Source organism: Bdellovibrio sp. (assembly GCF_036384735.1).
GTDB lineage: Bacteria > Bdellovibrionota > Bdellovibrionia > Bdellovibrionales > Bdellovibrionaceae > Bdellovibrio.
Genome location: NZ_DASVLT010000010.1, coordinates 88,395 through 108,270 on the forward strand (window position 1 = coordinate 88,395; position 19,876 = coordinate 108,270).

Genomic DNA, 19,876 nt, shown 5'->3' on the forward strand with positions numbered 1-19,876 from the left:
GACGTTGTTGGTCTCTCCTCCGCGTAAGATGGATCTGAAGGGGGTAAGGCAAGAGTCTTGCCAAAGCTCCAAATCATGTAAGGTGACTAGTTTAAGATTATTTGGGACAATTTGTCTTAATTAGAATTTTTCGATGGACAAGATGTCATATCGTCGCAGATGAAGTTTCGACACATAAAAAGACGAATTGAAAAGCCTAAGAAAAATGACAGTTTAACACCGCATCCGAAGGTGATTCCCCGAAGGGGGCGATGGCATAAGAGTTGAACTGCAAAACTAAATTCAGCTCGAGGAACTTATGGTAGGACGATTGAAAATTGCAGTGGTAGATGATGATCTTGAAATGGGCCGCGTGGTCAGTGATTTACTTTCGGAAGAAGGGTATCAGGTTGCGCAATATCAATCTGCGGCCGAAGCTCTGGTCAAATTTAAAACGGATTTGCCGCAGATATTGATCACAGATCATCGTATGAAAGATATTGATGGCTTGATGTTTTTGCGGAAAGTCCATACGGACTATCCTTCCGTGGTTTCGATTATGATGACGGCCTTTGGCTCTATTGAGACGGCCATCGAGGCCATGAAAGCCGGTGCTTATCATTATATCGTGAAACCTTTCAAGAATGAGGAACTCAGTCTTCAAGTCAAAAGGGCGGGGGAAAAGGTCTGTCTAAAACAGGAAAACACTTTTCTAAAAAAAGAACTTAATAAAAGTTTTACTCTTGATTCTATCATTGGCAAAAGCCCTGCTATTTCTTCTGTCTTCGAGCTGATCAAGATCGTTTCAGGCGCGACAGCCAACGTCTTGATTTCTGGGGAAAGCGGCTCTGGAAAAGAACTTGTTGCAAGAGCTTTGCATAATGCGGGTCCAAGAAAAAATAAATCATTCGTTCCTATTAACTGCACGGCCTTGCCAGAACATCTTCTTGAGAGTGAGCTGTTCGGGCACGTTAAAGGATCTTTTACGGGAGCAGTTACCGATAAAAAAGGTCTGTTCGAAGAAGCTCACGGCGGTACTCTATTTCTTGATGAGATTGGCGATATGAGTTTACAACTTCAAGCCAAACTTCTTCGTGTTCTGCAGGATCGGCAAATTCGTCCAGTGGGCGGTAATCACTTGAAAGACGTGGATGTGCGTATCGTCGCCGCCAGTCATCGTGACCTGAAGATTTTAGCGAAGGACGGAAAATTTAGAGAAGACCTTTTCTATCGCTTGAATGTAGTACCAATTCGTGTGCCTCCACTGCGGGAAAGACCGGAAGACATTCCTCTTCTAGTTGAATTCTTTATTAAGAAATTCGCCGCACGCAATAATTCAAAAGTGATCGGAGTCACTCCTGAGGCCATGGGACTTTTAATGGCCCATCCTTGGCCAGGCAACGTGCGTGAATTAGAAAATGTCATTGAGCGGGCCATTGTCTTGAGTGCTGGAACGCTGATAGAAAAATATGTGATTTTAGGAAGTGCTTTAGAAGAAGCTCAATCCAATATCGAACAGTTGCAAGCAGACCGTCCTACTTTGGAAAAATTGGAAGAGCGTTATATCAAGCTTGTGATGGGCGAGGTTGAACACAAAAAAGAAGAGGCCGCGCGAATTCTCGGCGTCAGTCGACGAACTCTTTACAGAAAAGAACGCCTTTATGGAATGGTCTCTGCGGAAACTCCAGAGCCTTTGGAGGATTAGAATATGAATAAAGTAAACAAAGGACTGCCGCAATTGGATTTCTCCCGCTTGCTGTCGGCTATTGACGAAGCGGCCATTGTCGCTGTGACGGATGCTCAGGGCGTGATTACGTATGTGAATAAAAAATTTTGTGCTATTTCTAAGTATTCCGAAAGTGAACTTATAGGTAAGACTCACGCTTTGATCAATTCTCAATACCACCCTAAAGAGTTCTTCAGTGATATGTGGGATACAATTCGCGCGGGGAAAAACTGGGAAGGCGAAATTCGCAATCGCGCAAAAGACGGTCAATGCTATTGGGTTCATACGACGATCGTTCCCTTCCTGGATGATGAGGGGCAACCTGTGCAGTATGTAGCCGTTCGCTATGAAATCACTGAAAGGAAAGTGGCCGAAGAACAATTGCAAATCTATGCAAAAAAACTTGAGGTCAGCAACCAAGAGCTTCAAGATTTCGCATCGGTGGCAGCTCATGATTTGCAAGAACCGTTGCGTAAGATTCAATCATTCGCGGACCGAGCTCGAGTCAAAGCGAAGGACACAATGCCGCTAGAGGCTCAGGATTATCTGGACCGAGTTCAAGTTTCGGCTAAGCGCATGCAAACACTTATCAATGATCTATTGACCTACTCAAGGGTTACTACCAAAGCCAAACCCTTCACATGCGTTTCTCTTGAACAAATTTTGAAACAAGTCTGTTCCGATCTTGAGGTTCGTATTGAGCAATCTCACGGGAAAGTGTTATTTCATGATTTACCTTCCTTGGATGCAGATGCCACGCAGTTGCGCCAGCTCTTTCAAAATCTGATCAGCAACGGCCTGAAATTTCATAAGCCTGGTATGGCTCCCGTTGTGGAAGTCACGGCAGAGATTAAGTCGAACCGCTCAGAGAGAGAACCTTGTTGCGAAATTCGCGTGAAAGATAATGGAATTGGATTCGACGAAAAATATCTAGATCGTATTTTCACAATTTTCCAACGTCTGCATGGACGCCATGAGTACGAAGGCACTGGAATTGGGCTTGCCGTCTGCCGTAAAATCGTAGAGCGTCATGGCGGTTTGATTACAGCAGAATCCAGTTTAGGCCAGGGAGCTGCTTTTATAGTGAAATTGCCTTTACGTCATGAAACAGGAGTACAGCCATGAAAGTCAGAAATTCAGTTCCTATCTTAATAGCCGATGATGATCTCGACGACTGTGAAATGATCCGCGAAGCTTTGGAAGAAAGTCGCTTGGTCAATGAAATCCATTTTGTTCATGACGGTGAAGAGCTTCTTAGTTTCTTAAAAAGAAGTGGTGCTGATGACAAAAATGAATTTCCTTTGCCCGGCTTGATTCTTCTGGACCTGAATATGCCGAAGATGGATGGACGAGAAGTTCTCAAGGAACTCAAGAATCATCCAGAATTGCAAAAAATTCCGGTCATTGTTTTGACGACATCGCAAGCGGAAGAGGACATCATTCGCTCTTATAATTTAGGAGCAAACTCCTTCATCACAAAGCCTGTCGGATTTGAATCTTTAGTTCAGGTTATGCGTGATCTGGGCCGTTATTGGTTCGAGATCGTAGAGCTCCCTGACGCCAAGAAGGCTCAACGATGAAATTTAGAGAATATCAGATTCTGCTCATTGACGACGATGAAGACGATTATGTGCATATCAGAGATCTTCTTAGTGACGTCCACTCGTCATCTTATAAGGTGACTTGGGAATCATCCTATTCGAGTGGTTTGAAGGCTTTGAAAGAACGCACTTTCGATGCCTGTCTTTTGGATTACAGGCTTGGGGAAAAAACAGGTTTGGATCTGTTAAGCGAGATCAAGAACAATGCCTTCTCGTGCCCGGTGATTCTTCTGACGGGATCAGGGGACTTCGAATTGGATGTTAAAGCCATGCAGTTCGGAGCCGCAGACTATCTTGTCAAAGACCAACTTAATTGTCCTTTATTAGAGCGATCTATCCGATATTCCATCAAAAGATCGTTAGATCTTATCGAGATTCAGAATGGCAAGGCTCAGATCTTACAACAGGATCGATTGGCTTCGTTGGGGCTGCTTGCTTCAAGCTTAGCTCATGAAATTGGAACACCACTGGGAATCATTCGCAGTCGCGCCGAATTGGCGGAAAAAAAAGCGGCGGAAAACGAGAATTTAAAGAAAGATATGACTGTGATTGTCTCTCAGATTGATAGAATCACGAAGCTCGTGAATTCCCTTCTGCATTTGGCTCGAGAACAAAAATCTGATTTCATTGCAGCCGTAAATATGGATGGTGTTTTGCAGGATGTGCTGAATCTTTTAGAGCACGAGTTCGGTCGAAAGAGTATTTCCCTCAATAAAAAGATCCATTCCAACTTGCAAGTTAAAGCCGAGGCAGGCCCCTTGGGGCAAGTTCTTCTAAATATTTTGATCAATGCGATGCATGCCATTGAAGAAGCCCGTCAGTCGGGAAGTATTAAGAATCACGAGGTGACCCTTTCCGTTGCGGAAATGAACGATCAGATTGAGATTGTCATTAGTGATACGGGAACTGGCATTTCCGAAGAAAATCAACGTCATCTTTTTAGGCCGTTTTTTACCACGAAAGACGTGGGGCAGGGAACAGGCCTAGGCTTGGCGACTTCTTATCGTATCGTCAGTTCTTGGGGAGGAAGTATTTCCGTTCAAAGCCGATTAGGAGATGGTGCCACTTTTAGGGTGCTGTTGCCGAAGTTCTCGTAAGATCAGCAGAGGTACCGGTGTTTTTGGTTGAAACACCGGTGAAGAATTGGCGAGATTCATGAATTTTTATTTCGCAGCAATTTCTGAACAGAACGGAACGCTATAGTAGGTCGATCCTAATTTGATTGCGACTTCGGTTTTCTTAAGATCTTCTTTCGAGAAGCTTAAAGTGCCAGAGACCTCAGTGGAAGCCAGCTGTGGATTGGGGCGACCCGCAGAATCAAGGGCTAGCTGCACACCCCATTCAGAGTATTTTACTTTCATGATCTCTTCTTGCATCTTGCGCATGTTTTCTCGAGAGGCCGAGATGCATTTCGGTTTAAAACCGACCTTTGCGATTTCGGATTTGTCGTCACCATTGTAAGGGATATCTTTTTGATCTGTTTCCCATTTCAAGATATTGCGAGTTTGATCGTGAATGAGTTTAAATTGCTCAGTGACATTTTTAGTTAAGCTTGTCATTAACGGATGGACAGAGTCTTTCACAAGAATACCGGAAGCGTTGCGGATAGACGCGCGATCTTGGCTATCAAGACAGCCCTTGTTTTTATTGACAAGACCTAGCGAAGGAATATTTAAGCAAGAGAAGTTCGAAGCAAAAGCCACATCAAAGCGATCCACACTGATCGGCATATCCGCAGGCAAACCTTTAGAGTTTACAAGAGCCTTCACCTCATTTGCTGACGAGAAAATCGGAGATCCTGAATTTCCAGAGACGATATCGCAAGGAACAAGACTGATGACGGAACTCTGTGGTGTCAGGAATAGTGGGTTCAACATTGATTTCTGGGCGGCCGAGCAAGTCACCTTGCGAAGAAGGCCCACATCTTCGTGGGGATCAACTTTATAGATTGTCAGCTTTTCATTATTTGCGACACCTTGATTGTTAATCACTACCGGGGTACGCAAAGTCTTATGCTTTAATCTTAAGAAAGCATAGTCAGGTGTCAGGGGAGTGTCCTTTAAAGCACTTGATACAGAAAGTACGTGATCGCACTCTGCGATCTCTTCAGGATGTCCCTTGCTTTCAGGGAATGTGAAGCTGATACGACCTTTGCACAAAGCGCCTTCTTTGCGAAGATCTTCAGGCAAGCAGTGAAGGTTTGTCGCCATCACGTCATCTTTTACAAGAACAGAAGTACAAACACTACTATCATCAGCAAGTAAACCTGCAACAGCAGGATGACAGTCGTCTGCATTTTCGCAAATGACTTTGTAGTGAGTGGCTTCTTCAGAAATTGAAGCCGTCGAAGAGGTTTTTGATTTACTCCAACTCGGGAGTGCGGCGAAAAGGATCAATGCGGCTGTGATTGTCTTTTTTGTCATGAATCTCAGTATGACTGTGTTCCGGCATCCCTTAAAGACTTCTGGCCGTCTGGTTTTTTGCGAAAAAGTAAGATTTAATCTTCCAGCTTTGTATTCTGACAAACTGAAAATATGAGAACGGGCCTGTTCCCTAAGAAGGCGAAAAGCAAGGCCCGTGCGGTTTTAAAGCTAGCCTTGGGCCCCGCGATAATACACTGTCGATGTTGGATATGCGAAGTCGACTTTCATTTCGGCAGCTATTTTTAAGATATCTAGGAAAAGGCGCTGTTGATGTTCAAGCTCTTCGAGGCCGGTGTACACTTGCAGGTGGAAGTTCACCAGAACATCCAAAGTGGAAGCGTTAAAGTTATTAAAGCTCACAACGACAGTGTCTTTGACGACCTTCTCGTCTTGCAAAATATGATAACGCACGCGAGAGCAAAATTCTTCAATCAATTCCGGTGAAGTTTCATAAACCAAGCCCAAGACTTGGCGAATGCGACGAGCAGGGCGCACACCCATGTTGTCGATGGTTTCTTTCGCCATGGTTGCGTTGGGAATTGTGATCACAGAGTTATAGAAGGTTCTAATGCGTGTTGAACGAAAGCCAATTTCTTCGACAGTTCCTTCCACATCTTTCACTTTCACCCAATCGCCAATTTTGCATGGATTATCGATGAGGATTGTGACCGAGCCGAACAAGTTGGCCGCTGTGTCTTGTGCTGCCAAGGCCAACGCCAAACCGCCCAGACCAAGACCCGCAAGAAGCGACATTACGTTCAGACCAAAACTTTGTAGAACAATCAGGACACCCAGGACAACGACAAGGACTTTCAAAATTTTGCTCGCGAACGGAACAAGCTGATCATCCATTGTCGATTCAGTTTTCGCCGCGATATTCGCTAGGACATAAGATAAAGCATCGACAGCATGATAAACCAGGCGGATTACGTGAATAGCCAGGAAGGCTTTCAGAACATGCTCATAGTAAAGCTCAAACTTGCCAGTTAGCTCGATCGCATCATCCACAGCAAACCAGCACAACGCCACTACAATCCAAGCCAGGGGACGTTCAACCTCTAGGCGGAAAAAGTAAGCGGTGAAGCTATTGGGGAATCTCTTGATCCACGGATTGTGAGATTTGATTTCCTTGATAATGAATTGAAAAGCCGGGCGCAGAATCACGCCCAGAACGATCGCGATCAAAAGAATGATCCACTTCCAATTCGGCATAATGAAAACGGAATGCCTTAGAAGAGCTGTGAACTCTTGAGAAAAGAAATGGGACTCTTCAAATAAAAACTTTTCCACTAAATAATCCTTAAACTAGCCCGCTGTCATCGAGTGGCCCGTGTACAACAAAACCAAAATAATCACGCCAAGCAAAATACGGTAATAACCAAAACCACGGAATCCATAACGAGTTACGATACCCATAAAGAAACGAATGGCAATCATCGCGACAACGAAAGAAACAAAAGTTCCACAGGCCAAGATGCCGATTTGATCATGTTGAATTGTTTTATAGATGCCTAAAAGTTTATATAAAGTTGCAGCAGCCATTGTTGGAACGGCTAAGAAGAATGAAAACTCTGCGGCTTCTTTTTTCTGCATTCCTAAGCTTAAACCACCCATGATCGTTGCTCCCGAACGAGAGACCCCTGGAATCATCGCGATAGATTGGAACAAACCAAGTTTGACACAGTCTTTGTATGTTAAATCTCCGGTTTTACGGCCGACTGCGGTCAAATGAGCAAAAATTTTATCTGACCAAACCAGCACGATGCCACCCAGGATCAGTGACCATGCGACGACTTGCACGCTTTCCAAAAGTTGATCTACGACATGTCTGAGCAAGAAACCAATGATGGCTGTTGGCAAGAAGGCGACGAAAAGTTTTTTGTAGAAAGGCCAGCTTGGAAGGAAGCGTTTCCAATACAAAACCAAAACAGAAAGAATCGCTCCAAATTGAATGATGACTTCAAATGCTTTTGTGAAGTCATTTTCAGCGATCCCCATGAATGCGCTTGCGGCAACCATGTGACCTGTTGATGAAATAGGAAGGAATTCTGTGATGCCTTCGATGATGCCCAGGATGATCGAGTGTAGATAACTCATTTGCTGTTGCCTCTTTTTTTCTGATGTCGAAAATCATTCGCTCGACTGCGGTTTCTTTACTTCGACTTTGTCGAAGTTTGCGCCTTCATTCTTGAAAAGTTCTGTAGTGTGTTCAACTTTCGATGGCAGGCGTCAATTAAATAAAATCCATTTTGTAAATGACGGTGCAGCCACTGCGACGAAACGAATATCCTCATTCTTACCACGGAGGGGTTTTATGATGAAAAGGACATTAATATTTGCAGCCTTACTCATAGGCTCACAGGCATTCGCAGGTGAGTACTTAGTGAAGTATAAGAATACAAACGGTCTGAATTTCATTAACAATATGGGGGCAAGCAAATCCCTGAGTTTGCAAGTGATGGATCACAATCCTGTTGCATCTTTGGTGAAGGTGAATATTCCCAAAAACCAAGAACCACAGACTTTGGTGGCCTTGCTCTCTCAAGCTGGAGTTGAATATGTCGTTCCAAACTTTAAGCTTAGAGCCTTCTCGGCACCAGTGAGCGTGGCCGCGTTGAAAACTCAGTGGGCCATTACAAAGGTTCAAGCAGAGAAAGCTTGGCAGCGCGCGGGCAATAAAGGCTCGAAGAGCGTTGTTGTGGCAGTGATTGATACAGGAGCTGACTACCGTCATGAGTCTTTGGCTCCGAATATGATTCCCGGGTATAACTTTAAGGATAACAATAGCGATCCGATGGATAAAACAAGCTATCAAAATCCAGGACATGGAACGCACTGTTCGGGGATTATTGGCGCGACCGGTTTGATCGACGGCGGAACAATCGGCATTGCTCCGAATATTTCGATCATGCCTTTGCGTTTCTTAGATGAAAACGGATCGGGAGACCTTAACGATGGCATTAAAGCTATCGATTATGCCATTGAAAAAGGTGTACAGGTCATTTCTGCCTCTTGGGGAGCAACGGTTCCTAAAGCCACAGCACAGCCTTTGCTGGAAGCCGTGAAAAGAGCTGATGATAAAGGTATTATTTTTGTCGCAGCCGCGGCGAACGATGGTAAAAACAATGACACGACGGAAGTTTATCCAGCCAATAACGGGTTGCCGAATGCAATCACAGTGGCGGCCTCGGATCAAAGTGATTCGAAACCTTATTGGTCAAACTATGGAACGGCGATGGTTCATCTGGCGTCTCCAGGAGATGGAATTATCAGCACTTTGCCGAGCAATAAATACGGCGAACTTTCGGGAACTTCTATGGCGACTCCATTGGTGTCAGGTTTAGTGGCGCTTTTAAAATCTCAGGACAGTTCTTTGACGGGGGCACAGATTCGCGCGATCCTGCAGACCACAGGTGCAAAAGTATCTATTCAAACAGCGTGTAACTGTCGAGTGGATGCCTATAGTGCCGTGGACGCAGTTCTTTCGAAAAAAATGATTGTGGTTCCTGCGGCTGCAACGATTGCTCCACAAAGCACACTTAATTTGTCCGTTCTAAACGGCAAGTCGCCATTTAAATATGCCAGCAGCAACTCATCCGCTGCCACCGTTTCAGATAGTGGCGTTGTCACTGCGGGGACTTCTGGAAAAACGACGATCACAGTCACAGGTGCTGATGGCAAAACGGCAAGCACATTGGATATCAACGTGGGCTCTGCAAACAACGGTGGAGGAGGTCAGCAACCTCCCGGTGGCGACCCAGGAAACCCTGGTAATCCTGGGCAACCACCAGGTGATGGATCGTGTCCAATTGGGGACCCTTCCATGTGTCAGATTATCTGTCAGATCAAACCGGATCTTCCATTCTGCAAACAGTAGTTCAAAAAGAAAAGACCACCTAAAAAAAGAGGGTTTAGGATGAACCCTCTTTTTTATTTGTTCTTTGTAAGGTTTTAACTTTATCCTAGGAACATGAAACGAAAACCTTGGGCCATCATCCTGCTAGCCGCTCTTCATATTCTTGCTCCGCTGGGTAATCTTTTTATTAACGCTCATCGTGCTCATCATACGTTACTTCAACATTGGAACTGGTGGCTTTATGTAATGCCACGTCCCTTGTTTTTGTCTTATGTCGTTTTGCCAATCTTAGCCGGCATTTTTATCTTTATTTGCAAACGTTGGAGCTATTGGCTTTATTTGGTTTGTCTGGCGTTGATTTTTGTCTCGAACATCTATGGCTTTTCAACTAATGCCAACCTCACAAATTTAATTTTGCTTTTGGTGCTTTTGATTGTCGATCTTTTGGCGGTGGCTTACTTTGTTGTGCCTGCGGTTCGGAATGTTTATTTAGATCCAAGACTGCGCTGGTGGGAAGCAGCTCCTCGTTATATTTTTAGTAATGCTGTAGAGATCAATGGCACAGAAACTGAGACGGGTACAATCAAGAACATTTCTGAAGGTGGTTTGTTTGTCCTTTCGAATATCAATTTATTCGAAGGTTCAAACGTGAAATTGTCGTGGCTATTTGAAGGAACGGTCTACGCTGCGGAAGGAAAGGTTGTCTATAAAAGCAACCGCGCCCAGGCGGAAGGTTATGGTATTCAATTTCATCATTCCTCTGATATGCAAAAAAATATTAAAATGCTTTGTGCAAAACTTCGTGAGCGCGGTCAGATTGTTCCAGATCGTTTGCCGGGGCCAGAGGATTCCTTCACTCACTGGTTGAAGAATCTGGTTTTAAAACGCGAAGGTCTTTTTCCTAAGAGATAACCATGGATTTTTATTCTCAATCTTTCAATCATTTAAAAGTTGCAAAAAAGAATCACCAGCTTTGGATTACTTTAAACAATCCAGAGCAAAGCAATGCCATCACTTACGAGATGACAGATTCTTTGACATCGGTTTTGCGCCACGCTGACTTTGATTCGGAAATTCGAGTCATCGTTTTGACAGGCGAAGGTAAAAACTTCTGTGCAGGTGGCGATGTAAAAGCCATGGAAAACAAAACGGGCATGTTTCAGGGCGAGCCCAACGAACTGCGCATGCGCTACATGCAAGGCATTCAGCAGATCCCCCAATGTATCGAGCAACTTTCTACTCCGATTGTTGCCATGGTGAACGGGGCGGCGATTGGTGCGGGCTGCGATCTTGCGATGATGTGTGACTTGCGCGTTGGTGGAAGCTCTTCAAAATTTGGCGAGACCTTTGTGAAATTGGGACTCGTTCCCGGTGACGGCGGCAGTTTTTTTCTTCAGCGTGTGATTGGTTATAGCAAAGCCATGCAAATGTCGTTGACCGGAGATTTAGTTTCCGGTGATGAAGCTTATCGTTGGGGATTATTAAATTACCTTGTCAATGAAACGCAACTTGCCGCTGAAACAGAAAAAATCGCAGAGAAAATCGCAAGCAATGCACCTGTTGCAGTTCAAATGACGAAAAAGACCATGAAACTGGCTTATCTTAATGACTTGCAGAGTGTTCTGGAAATGGCAGCGGCCTATCAAGGAATCACGCAAAGAACTGCGGATCACTTTGAAGCTTTGATGGCGGCAAAAGAAAAGCGCGCGCCAAAGTTCCAAGGGAAATAATTCTAAGACTCCATCTCACGTACCAAGGTTTGCATCAATTCGTGAGCATCCATCGGACGAATCTCAGTCACGTGGGTGCCAGCCCATAAAGAGATAAAATCAGAAATTCCCATTTCCGTCGCCTTTCTGCGAATGTCTCCGGTCAAAGTGTTTTGGATAGGAAATGGAAGTGGATTTTTTTGTTTCGCTTTAAATTCTTTCATATAGTGATTTACAAGACCGCGAGCACGGCGTCCGCTGAAAGCAGTTGTGATTTCAGTTTGTCTGTTTTTGGAAAGCAAAGCTTCGCGGTAAGGCTTTGAAGTGCCAGCCTCTTTTGCAAGTAGGAATGCTGTTCCCAATTGAGCGGCTGAAGCGCCGCGATTTAAAACGTCTTTGATGTCTTGTCCAGTCATCAATCCGCCGGCTGCAATCAATGGAAGGCGAATTTTTCCAAGAATAGACTCAAGCAGTGTGCGCAGGGGAAGTTCTTGATCTGGATTCGTCGGGAAGACCCCGCGATGACCGCCTCCCTCGAAGCCTTGAAGGCAAATGGCATCAACACCTGCATCCTGCAACTGAGATGCCTCATCAAAACTGGAGGCTGTTCCTATAACTTTAATTCCATGATCTTTAAATTTCTGAATGATCGATTCACTTAGTGAGCCAAACACGAAACTAAAAGCGGCAGGTTTTTCTTCTAAAATAATTTGCACTTGTTCAGCGAAATTATCTTTCGTCGGAGGAACATCGGATAGGGGATTGATTCCCAATTTTCTGCGAAGCTCATTGGTGAAATCCAACATCTCTTGCATTTCCCTCGCAGTGGGGGAGGCAGGATAAGAAGGAACAAAAAGATTTACGCCAAATGGCTTTGTCGTCAGTTGTTTTGTTTTTTGAATTTCTTCACGCAAAGCTGTCGGGGCTAAATAATTTCCGCCAAGAAAACCTAAACCACCTTCGTTAGAAACTGCGGCCGCCAGCGCCGGGCTGCTAGGGCCACCTGCCATCGGTGCAAGAACAATCGGATGCCGGATGTTCATCAGTTTCGTGAAGACGGTTTCCATTTTGTACTCCCTTACAGTGTGTCTTCAAAGTTTACAGGTTGTCCCAGGGACGGGGCAATGACTTGATCATTTTCCATCACAACATGACCACCTACAATTGTGTGGGTTGGCCAGCCTGTGACTTTCATTCCATCAAATGGTGTCCACCCACATTTACTTGCGATCCAAGAGTTTTGGATTGTTTTTTGTTTTTTCAAATCGACAATCGTGATGTCAGCGTCAAAGCCTTGGCGAAGACGTCCTTTGTTTTTTACTTTGAAAACGCGGCAAGGATTGGTTGTTACAAGTTCGACAAACTTATGCAAAGTCAGACGTCCGTCATGAACGTGATTCAGCATGATAGGAACCAAAGTTTGTACACCTGGCACACCTGAGGGCGAACTAGGATAAGGCTTTTCTTTTTCCTCGCGAGTGTGAGGTGCGTGATCGGAGCCGATCACATCCACAGTCCCGTCAAGAAGGGCTTTCCAGATCCGATCCAAATGTCTTTTCTCGCGAATCGGTGGATTTTGTTGGGCGAAAGTTCCTAAACGATCATAACAATCCGGAGCATACAACGTTAAATGTTGTGGCAGAACCTCAACGGTCGCGATGTCTTTGGCATCTCTTAAGATGTCCATCTCTTCGCCAGTAGAGACATGCAGAACGTGAATAGGTCGGCCTGTTTTTCTAGCAAGTCTTAACAGGCGAGTTGTCGAATTTACCGCAGTTTCAACATCCCTCCAGACAGGGTGATAGTGAACATCGGCTTGATCGACGGCGATATGTTTTCTTTCGCGAAGGCGCATTTCGTCTTCACTGTGTACGATCACGCGACGACTTCCTTGAGCTAAGATTTTCTCAAGACTCTCGTCGTCCTCAACAAGTAAGTTGCCCGTTGAGCTGCCCATAAAGATCTTAACCCCTGAACAGTGAGGCATCTTTTCAAGACGGGCGATTTCAGTGATGTTGTCGTGGCTGGCTCCGACAAAGAAGGCGTAGTTACAGTGAGCACGACCTTTGGCTCTATTGAGTTTGTCTTGGAAAAGCTCTTCGGTCGTTGTGGCGGGGTTCGTGTTTGGCATCTCAAAAATGCTTGTGACGCCCCCTAGAACGGCGGCTCTTGTGCCCGATTCAAGATCTTCTTTGTGAGTCAGACCTGGTTCGCGAAAGTGAACTTGGCTATCAATGATTCCCGGAAGAACATGCAAGCCTTTGGCATCGATCACTCGTTTTGCTGGTTCATTGATAGAATCGCGAATTTTAGTGATGCGTCCATCCGAAATTGCGATGTCGGCCTGTTGTTCAATGAGGCTTTGGTCAGAGGGGTGAGGCAGTAAGCAAGTTCCGCCTTTAATTAAAAGATCGTGAATTTGTTCAGACATGGGACCCCCAAAATTGGTGAACTGTCTCAGAAACCATACCCCGGATATAATCGTAGGTCTAGCATTGACGGCCCCTCGCTGATAGGCGAGAATTTGAATTGTGACAATTGAACAATTTCTCTCATATTGGAATCAGCACAACACAGCTATTATACAAGGGCTTGTTGGTCTTATTATTTTGTTTTCCTTGTTTTTAGGGTACCGTTCGTTCTTTGGGAAAAAATCAGAGGGCGGTGAGGTCAGTCACGGATCTGGTGTCGACACAGCCCAGCTTGAAAAGACTCTCCAAAAAATTCTCGATAATCAATCTGAGTCAAGACCTTCCAAAGCGGCTCGCATGGATGAGATGTCAGTTCATGCTGAGATTCCTGCCGACGATCACGGGGCAGAGTCTTTCACCTCTGACAAAGAAACCTCTTCTGAAGAAGTGACACAATTAAAGGGCAACCTCGTTGAAAGCCAAAAGAAAATTGAAGCATTGCAAGCTCAGTTGAGCGAAGCAAAAGCTCAAGCTCAGTCTGCTACGGGGGGCGGCGCTGTAGCGGCTGCGGCTCCAGCGGCGGGTGGTGGAAACAGTGCCGAGATGGAAGCGAAGCTTCGTGATTTAGAATCTCGCCTAGCTGAATATGAAATTATCAGCGAAGACATTGCGGATCTTTCTCGTTTTAAAGAAGAAAACGAAAACCTCAAAGCGGAAATCGAAGCTTTGAAGGCGGGTGGTGCTGCCCCGGCTCCAGCTCCGGCAGCGGAATCGCCAGCGGCGCCGATCCCTGCCGAACCAGCCCAAGCAGCAGCTCCAACTCCGGAACCTACACCTGAACCTCCGGTGGCAGCTGCCGAACCAGAGCCAACTCCGGCGGCAGAACCGATGGTGGCTGAGCAAGCGACAGCCTCTGCTGAAGGCGCTGATCTGATTGATGATGAGTTGATGAAAGAGTTTGCAGCAGCCGTTGAAGGTCAAAAAGCCTTAGACAAAGTTGGCGAAAAAGCCGGTGATGGTCAAACTGCGGCTGATAAAAAGAATGATGATACTGATAAGCTCATGAATGATTTCGAAAACTTCGTTTCAAAAAAGAGTTAGTCAATGAAACTAAAAATTGCAGCATCTCTATTGATTGCAGGCCTTTCTTCAACCGGTTTTGCAGCAGTCGCCAAACCTTCATCCAGCACTTTAAGTTCTGCCAATGAGTTGTTGAAGTTACCTGCGGAAAATCGTCGCATGGCTTTGCAAGGGCAAGGCGAAAAGTTTTATAGTTCATTCATTACAATTGCATTCAATGATTCAGAGACGATGAGTGTTCGTTGGCGTGCTTTAATGGCGGCCGCAGAGGCTCGCGGAAACAAAGCGACGGCAGATCTTGTTAAGGCAGGTCATCACACGCAGTGGTACATGCGTAATGCAGCTCTTGTGGCATTGTCGGAAGTAAATCCAACAGAAGGCCACAAGCTCGCACAAAAGTTGATTAAGGATAAAGCCTTGGTTGTTCGGTCAGCGGCGGTCGAAGTTTTAGAGAAAGATCAAACTCCTGAAGTGCGCGATCTTTTGTGGGACGAGCTGAATCAATCTTATAACTTCAAGAACAATCAGAGCTTATGGATTCGTCATCAAATCGTCGAGGCTTTGGCGAAGAAGCCACAAGATCACGAATTAAAAATTTTTGTCGGTCTTTTATCGGATAAAGATTCCAGAGTTCAATTGCCGGCAGTTTCGGGCTTAGAAAAACTCACAGGGGTAAAACTGGGTGAGGGAAGCATGAAGCAATCCCAATTGGTCGGCCTTTGGAAAGACTACGTTAAAAAAGAGAGATTGTAGGCACTTCAGCTTTGCCGAACGAGGAAAGCATGCACTTCGGTTGTATTGAAGTGACTAATTCGCTTTCTTCAAAGCATCAGTAATGATCAATTCGCGCTCGATGCGATAGAAAAGAATTTTTTCTTCCAACCCATCGCTCTCAATGGGCTCGGGATCGGAAAAGAAGTCGCGCAAGATTTCCATTTTCTTATCGATTGTAACACGAGTGGATTCGCGACCATCTGTCGTGCCCTTGGCAAACGTAAATGTCAGTTTGTAACGAATGCCGCTTGAAGGTGGTTTTGTTGTCCCAGGTGGCAGCCAACCATCGACACCCTTGATGTAATCAGTTTCGATGATTCCAGTGTCTTGGTTTTCCTGGGCGATCGGGTATTTGATAACCGCGTGGGCTGCACGCCAAACATTATCATACGGAGCAAAGAAGACTTTTTGCTTATTGATACGGGCCATGTCGGCATTTGCGGTAGGTCTTTTATCAAAAAGGCTGCAACCCAATAGAGTGCAGCCTGTGAAGATCACAAAACTAAGAACGATTCGTTTAATAAGAGACTGAGCTGTGTGTGACATGTGTTGCTGCATCGATAATAGCAGGACCTAGCTTCGCTTGTGAAGCAGTTTGCGATCCGATGAAGCTGACTTCCCAACGCTTCTTGGCATCGCTTGCGCGGGAATCCCCTGGCCAAGTTGGTAGTGTCATACCCGTCACCCAGTTCGGAGCGTAAATCTCCCACTGTGGGTTCATGATTTTCACTTTCGCAGGCCCCTGTTGAACCTCTACCTGAGAAGAGATCACAGAATAAGTCGCTAGAGGATTCACCCCCTCAATGGAATTAAATTGAGGGAAAACCACTTGGTTTGCGCCACTCAAAGTGGGGCTCGCGATCAAAGGTAACATCTTCGGAGCTGTCTGTGCCGCGAACGGAAGCAAGGTCGCACTCATGCGGTCGTCGCCTGACTTCATGTCTGCTGTCTTTTTAAGCACGGACAAAAGCATTTGATTCGAATTTGGCAAAGTGTTCAGCGCCTGAGACTTCGTTGAAGCAACATTTTTGATGTCAGTTGGAATCATGTAACCGGATTGGTTTGCTACTCCCACCGCGATAAACATTTCATCGCCACGAATTGCCGGAGCTGTGACTTTTTTGCTGTCAGTGAAGTTCAAATCAGTTCCCGGGATATTCAATTGAGAGCTTCCACCTTGAACATCAAGATCACGAACTCCGCCGCCTGTGATTTTAAAGTTGTTGATCAACTCATAGAACTCAGATCCGCCACGCAAGGAATCCACTGTGGATCTGAAGGGGAATCTGCCGCGGACTGCGACGACTCTGTTCACTCCTTTTTGGCCGAAGTAAATACGGTAAAGAGGTTTATCCAAAGTGATCGTGAAGAACGCATATCGTTCTGACTGATTCGGCAAAGAAATATTGGATGGAACTTCGATGTCCTGACCCAACGCCGTGATTTTGTCAGTTTGTGGGCTGATGACGTTGTTAAGATCAAAAGACAAAAGATCCAATTTCGTGAAAGCCGCCATCACCAAGCCAAAATCGATTTGGTCATCGCCATTTTTCACCGGCAAGTTTTGAACCGCACCCTTAACTTCGAATTGAGTTTGGCCTGTCTTCGTTGGGCGAAGATTGAAAGTCAAAGGCCCCGGAGTTTGCGCCATGTAAGTCGTGCGGATAAAGCCATTTGCTTGAACTGTGATCGGCAGAGCCTGGTTCCAGCCAGCGGGAATATCCACTTGGCCCGCAGCATTTGTAGTTAGGAAATTGCCAGTGAACGGGGAATTCGCAGCATCACCAATAAGGACCTGGGCTCCTGCAATGGGTTGATCGTCGACGGTTTTGATCGTGATAACATTGGCTTCTAAGTTCCAAAGATTTTCAAACATGGAGCGCTCATTGCCGCCCACACTTGAGTGTTGTTTATTTTGCTCACTACATCCAAGTAGGAGGGCCGGCACCATCGCCGCCATCACGAATCTTTTCATAAGGAATCCCTTTCCGTGGTTTTTCCTGCCAGCTTCGTAGCCAGCTCTTTTCTAGAATCTTTATTCCAGATGGGTAATCCATCGGGGTCAATACTAAAGCCGTGGTCTTTTAAGTTTTTGTGAAAAACCGCAATTAACGCATTGAGCAGTGTTGACTTACGAGTCTCAAATCATTAAAAATCGCATCTCACGCTTTGAAGGAAATCCTGCAAATTCTGACTCTTTCAACTTGTGATGTGTGGTGGGGTAGCTCAGCTGGTTAGAGCAACGGAATCATAATCCGTAGGTCGGCGGTTCAAGTCCGCCTCTCACTACCAAATTTTTATTGAAACCTAATGATTCCAATAACTTACAAGTTTACGGGTCGGTGGTTTGGGTCGGCTGGGTCACCAGCCTTTTCTTTTTCTCCCCTCTGCTTTCTCTGATTTTTTAATTCATATGATATAGCCCAAGTATGGATACGAGAATTTCAGGTTCATACTACATTAGAGTTCGTAAAACTGGCTGGTACGTTTGGTTTCAAAGCTATGCCGATGGCGTACGCAAGCAAGAGCCAGTAGATAAAATGGCAACTAGGGAGCTAGGGTTTAAGCCGGAGATGTCTGTTGACGATGCCAAGGCTCATTGTGCGCAGTTAAATCGTGAAAGGTCATTTCTTAAAGAGAAAGTCAGACTAGCAGCTAAAAGAGTTACAGAGCTTCGTAGTGTGGATGAAACGTTATTTCCACAGGATCTCGTTAAAGAGTTCCAAGAGGTTTTGAGGGCTGAGAACTTTGGTTCTGATGAACATCTACAAAAACTTTACTCACACTTTAACTTTGTTCAAGCCATGGTCCAACATTTAAGAATTTTGCCACTTGAATATAAGGACAGCGCGAAGAGAATTTATCGTTATTTTATAGAGAAAAAAATCAGCGCCAACTATGCAACTAGAATTCTTAATGTGTTAAATCGTTGGGGTAAATTTTCATCAAAGATAAGTCGATCATTCTATGAGGATGTGCCGAATCCGAGAGGTCGTGAGTTGTCGGCTATTGCTGATGCTCAACGCACAAAGACCGGAACGAATACAGAGCTTGGAGTTCGTACCGAGTCATCGCCGCTTACGTTAGAAGAGCTTGCAAAAGCCAAAATTAAAATGACAGAGGAACACTATAACTGGCTTAAACTGTCAGTTTGGTTTGGCCTTCGTCCCGAAGAGGTTGATTCTTTAAAAGATAAAAATGCTTTTCGGGTTGAGTATAATCTTAGAAAGAAAATTACTATTTTGCATGTTTATCAGCCCAAGCTGATGAGTATTGCAGAAGAAAAGCGCTGGAAGAAAATTCCTGTGATTTATGCTGAGCAAGCCGAGTGCATTGACCTAATAAATGGTAGTAATTTTGAACGCCCGCTAGACAAAACTGTTCACAAATATCTTTCTGAAGGAATTACTTGCTATGGCGGCAGAAAAAACTTTGTAGACATGATGATGGATCGAGGTCAAAAGCTAGAAGACGTATCCAACTGGATGGGGCACAAAGATATTTCTACCACATGGAAGCACTACAAAAATAAAGACGACGTACGTTTTGTCTCTACCGAGGAGACAATCGGTAAGAAGAATGGATAGCTTCTAAATAATTGTCAGAATCGCTCGTGGACCAAGCGTACATCAATCATCATATGCAGTTCATAATCAGTGAGGGGTTGACCCGCCCTTAGTTTGTCAGCAATTCCCATATAGAATGGATCTTTACTGATCGCGCCCTCATCACCGACGCCGACAATTCTTAGTACACTCTTTAAAACTTCACCAGTCAGTGGTTCGTTCAATGCAATTCGACGTTTCAAGTGGCCGAGACTTGCACCGCGAGATTTGCGCTCCTTTTTGATTTCTTCATACGTTTTGAATTCGGCCTCCAAGTCATCTATGACACGCCCATATTTACGGTAGGTTCTGCCGTCATGTACGACCTTGATTGCTTCACGTTCGAGAACGAAACTTTCCTGTTCCTCATGGTTTTCCAGCAATTTAACGTACACGGATTTGTTAATATCCAGAATGAAGTAATATCCCTCCGGTAGGTCTTTGAATTTCATGAATAGCCCTCCTTGTTCATCAAGAAATATCGAATAACCGAATGTTTTCAAGTGATATTCAGTCGGAGTATGGCTTTAGCACCTTGATGTATATATAGCGGACTGACACCTTTTGGAGCATTGTGCCGACCTTCATCACCATGTTTTCGTTTTTTAAAGCAACTCTTCAAATTAAGAGGGCCAGTAGTGTTTTCGACGATGGGCAAATCGCTTTCAGTCTGCTTGTGCCATGAAGTAAAATGGTCCAAAGGCATCTCGCG

Annotated in this window: 18 protein-coding genes and 1 tRNA gene; 11 read left to right on the forward strand and 8 right to left on the reverse strand. The window is 45.0% G+C overall.

Annotation, left to right across the window (positions count from 1 at the left end; translation table 11 throughout):
* Positions 1–298: 298 nt before the first annotated feature.
* The 4 genes from VF412_RS03065 to VF412_RS03080 are packed head-to-tail and all read left to right on the forward strand — an operon-like array spanning position 299 to position 4,403.
* Positions 299–1,684: a sigma-54 dependent transcriptional regulator gene (locus tag VF412_RS03065; protein WP_331337732.1), complete on the forward strand. Its 1,386-nt coding sequence runs from the start codon at positions 299–301 to the stop codon at positions 1,682–1,684.
* 3 nt (positions 1,685–1,687) lie between these two features.
* Positions 1,688–2,830: a PAS domain-containing sensor histidine kinase gene (locus VF412_RS03070; protein ID WP_331337733.1), complete on the forward strand. Its 1,143-nt coding sequence runs from the start codon at positions 1,688–1,690 to the stop codon at positions 2,828–2,830.
* Positions 2,827–3,285 carry a response regulator gene (locus tag VF412_RS03075; RefSeq protein WP_331337734.1) on the forward strand — a complete coding sequence of 153 codons (459 nt, stop codon included), beginning with the start codon at positions 2,827–2,829 and terminating at the stop codon, positions 3,283–3,285. The genes VF412_RS03070 and VF412_RS03075 overlap by 4 nt, the downstream gene beginning before the upstream one ends.
* A complete protein-coding gene (locus VF412_RS03080) occupies positions 3,282–4,403 on the forward strand; it encodes a hybrid sensor histidine kinase/response regulator (protein WP_331337735.1) in 1,122 nt (373 codons plus the stop codon). The genes VF412_RS03075 and VF412_RS03080 overlap by 4 nt, the downstream gene beginning before the upstream one ends.
* A 66-nt stretch (positions 4,404–4,469) precedes the next feature.
* Here VF412_RS03080 and VF412_RS03085 read toward each other — a convergent pair whose 3' ends face one another.
* The 3 genes from VF412_RS03085 to VF412_RS03095 all read right to left on the reverse strand — a co-directional run bounded on the left by VF412_RS03085 (position 4,470) and on the right by VF412_RS03095 (position 7,826).
* Positions 4,470–5,729 carry a trypsin-like peptidase domain-containing protein gene (locus VF412_RS03085; RefSeq protein ID WP_331337736.1) on the reverse strand — a complete coding sequence of 420 codons (1,260 nt, stop codon included), beginning with the start codon at positions 5,727–5,729 and terminating at the stop codon, positions 4,470–4,472.
* Positions 5,730–5,897: 168 nt separating this feature from the next.
* The gene (locus VF412_RS03090) at positions 5,898–7,019 is read right to left on the reverse strand and encodes a mechanosensitive ion channel family protein (protein ID WP_331337737.1); all 1,122 of its coding nucleotides are present in this window, start codon (positions 7,017–7,019) and stop codon (positions 5,898–5,900) included.
* Between the two features lie 15 nt (positions 7,020–7,034).
* Entirely contained in the window at positions 7,035–7,826 is a 792-nt protein-coding gene (locus VF412_RS03095; protein WP_331337738.1) for an undecaprenyl-diphosphate phosphatase, read from the reverse strand.
* A 217-nt stretch (positions 7,827–8,043) separates the two neighbouring features.
* Between VF412_RS03095 and VF412_RS03100 the strand changes: the two genes are divergently transcribed.
* The 3 genes from VF412_RS03100 to VF412_RS03110 all read left to right on the forward strand — a co-directional run bounded on the left by VF412_RS03100 (position 8,044) and on the right by VF412_RS03110 (position 11,315).
* On the forward strand, positions 8,044–9,606 hold the full coding sequence (locus VF412_RS03100; protein WP_331337739.1) for a S8 family serine peptidase: 1,563 nt from the start codon (positions 8,044–8,046) through the stop codon (positions 9,604–9,606).
* A 93-nt stretch (positions 9,607–9,699) separates the two neighbouring features.
* Entirely contained in the window at positions 9,700–10,497 is a 798-nt protein-coding gene (locus VF412_RS03105) for a PilZ domain-containing protein (protein WP_331337740.1), read from the forward strand.
* Between the two features lie 2 nt (positions 10,498–10,499).
* The gene (locus VF412_RS03110) at positions 10,500–11,315 is read left to right on the forward strand and encodes an enoyl-CoA hydratase-related protein (RefSeq protein ID WP_331337741.1); all 816 of its coding nucleotides are present in this window, start codon (positions 10,500–10,502) and stop codon (positions 11,313–11,315) included.
* Positions 11,316–11,317: 2 nt separating this feature from the next.
* Here the strand turns inward: VF412_RS03110 and VF412_RS03115 are convergent, their stop codons facing one another.
* Together VF412_RS03115 and VF412_RS03120 are read right to left on the reverse strand one after the other, a co-directional pair.
* Entirely contained in the window at positions 11,318–12,361 is a 1,044-nt protein-coding gene (locus VF412_RS03115) for a nitronate monooxygenase (protein WP_331337742.1), read from the reverse strand.
* 11 nt (positions 12,362–12,372) lie between these two features.
* Positions 12,373–13,725, reverse strand: a complete 1,353-nt coding sequence (locus tag VF412_RS03120) for a dihydroorotase (RefSeq protein WP_331337743.1) — start codon at positions 13,723–13,725, stop codon at positions 12,373–12,375.
* A gap of 100 nt (positions 13,726–13,825) precedes the next feature.
* Between VF412_RS03120 and VF412_RS03125 the strand changes: the two genes are divergently transcribed.
* Both VF412_RS03125 and VF412_RS03130 read left to right on the forward strand, forming a co-directional pair.
* Positions 13,826–14,806: a hypothetical protein gene (locus VF412_RS03125; RefSeq protein ID WP_331337744.1), complete on the forward strand. Its 981-nt coding sequence runs from the start codon at positions 13,826–13,828 to the stop codon at positions 14,804–14,806.
* Positions 14,807–14,809: 3 nt separating this feature from the next.
* A complete protein-coding gene (locus VF412_RS03130) occupies positions 14,810–15,538 on the forward strand; it encodes a HEAT repeat domain-containing protein (RefSeq protein ID WP_331337745.1) in 729 nt (242 codons plus the stop codon).
* A gap of 54 nt (positions 15,539–15,592) precedes the next feature.
* On the opposite strand, the gene VF412_RS03135 is transcribed toward VF412_RS03130, so the two are convergent.
* A complete protein-coding gene (locus tag VF412_RS03135; RefSeq protein ID WP_331337746.1) occupies positions 15,593–16,105 on the reverse strand; it encodes a hypothetical protein in 513 nt (170 codons plus the stop codon).
* A complete protein-coding gene (locus VF412_RS03140; protein WP_331337747.1) occupies positions 16,077–17,534 on the reverse strand; it encodes a hypothetical protein in 1,458 nt (485 codons plus the stop codon). The genes VF412_RS03135 and VF412_RS03140 overlap by 29 nt, the downstream gene beginning before the upstream one ends.
* Positions 17,535–17,774: 240 nt before the next feature.
* On the opposite strand from VF412_RS03140, the gene VF412_RS03145 reads away from it, so the two are divergent.
* Positions 17,775–17,851: transfer RNA gene (locus VF412_RS03145), tRNA-Met, on the forward strand.
* A 137-nt stretch (positions 17,852–17,988) separates the two neighbouring features.
* On the forward strand, positions 17,989–19,146 hold the full coding sequence (locus tag VF412_RS03150) for a hypothetical protein (RefSeq protein WP_331337748.1): 1,158 nt from the start codon (positions 17,989–17,991) through the stop codon (positions 19,144–19,146).
* Between the two features lie 14 nt (positions 19,147–19,160).
* Here the strand turns inward: VF412_RS03150 and VF412_RS03155 are convergent, their stop codons facing one another.
* Positions 19,161–19,616 carry a hypothetical protein gene (locus VF412_RS03155; RefSeq protein WP_331337749.1) on the reverse strand — a complete coding sequence of 152 codons (456 nt, stop codon included), beginning with the start codon at positions 19,614–19,616 and terminating at the stop codon, positions 19,161–19,163.
* Between the last annotated feature and the right edge of the window lie 260 nt (positions 19,617–19,876).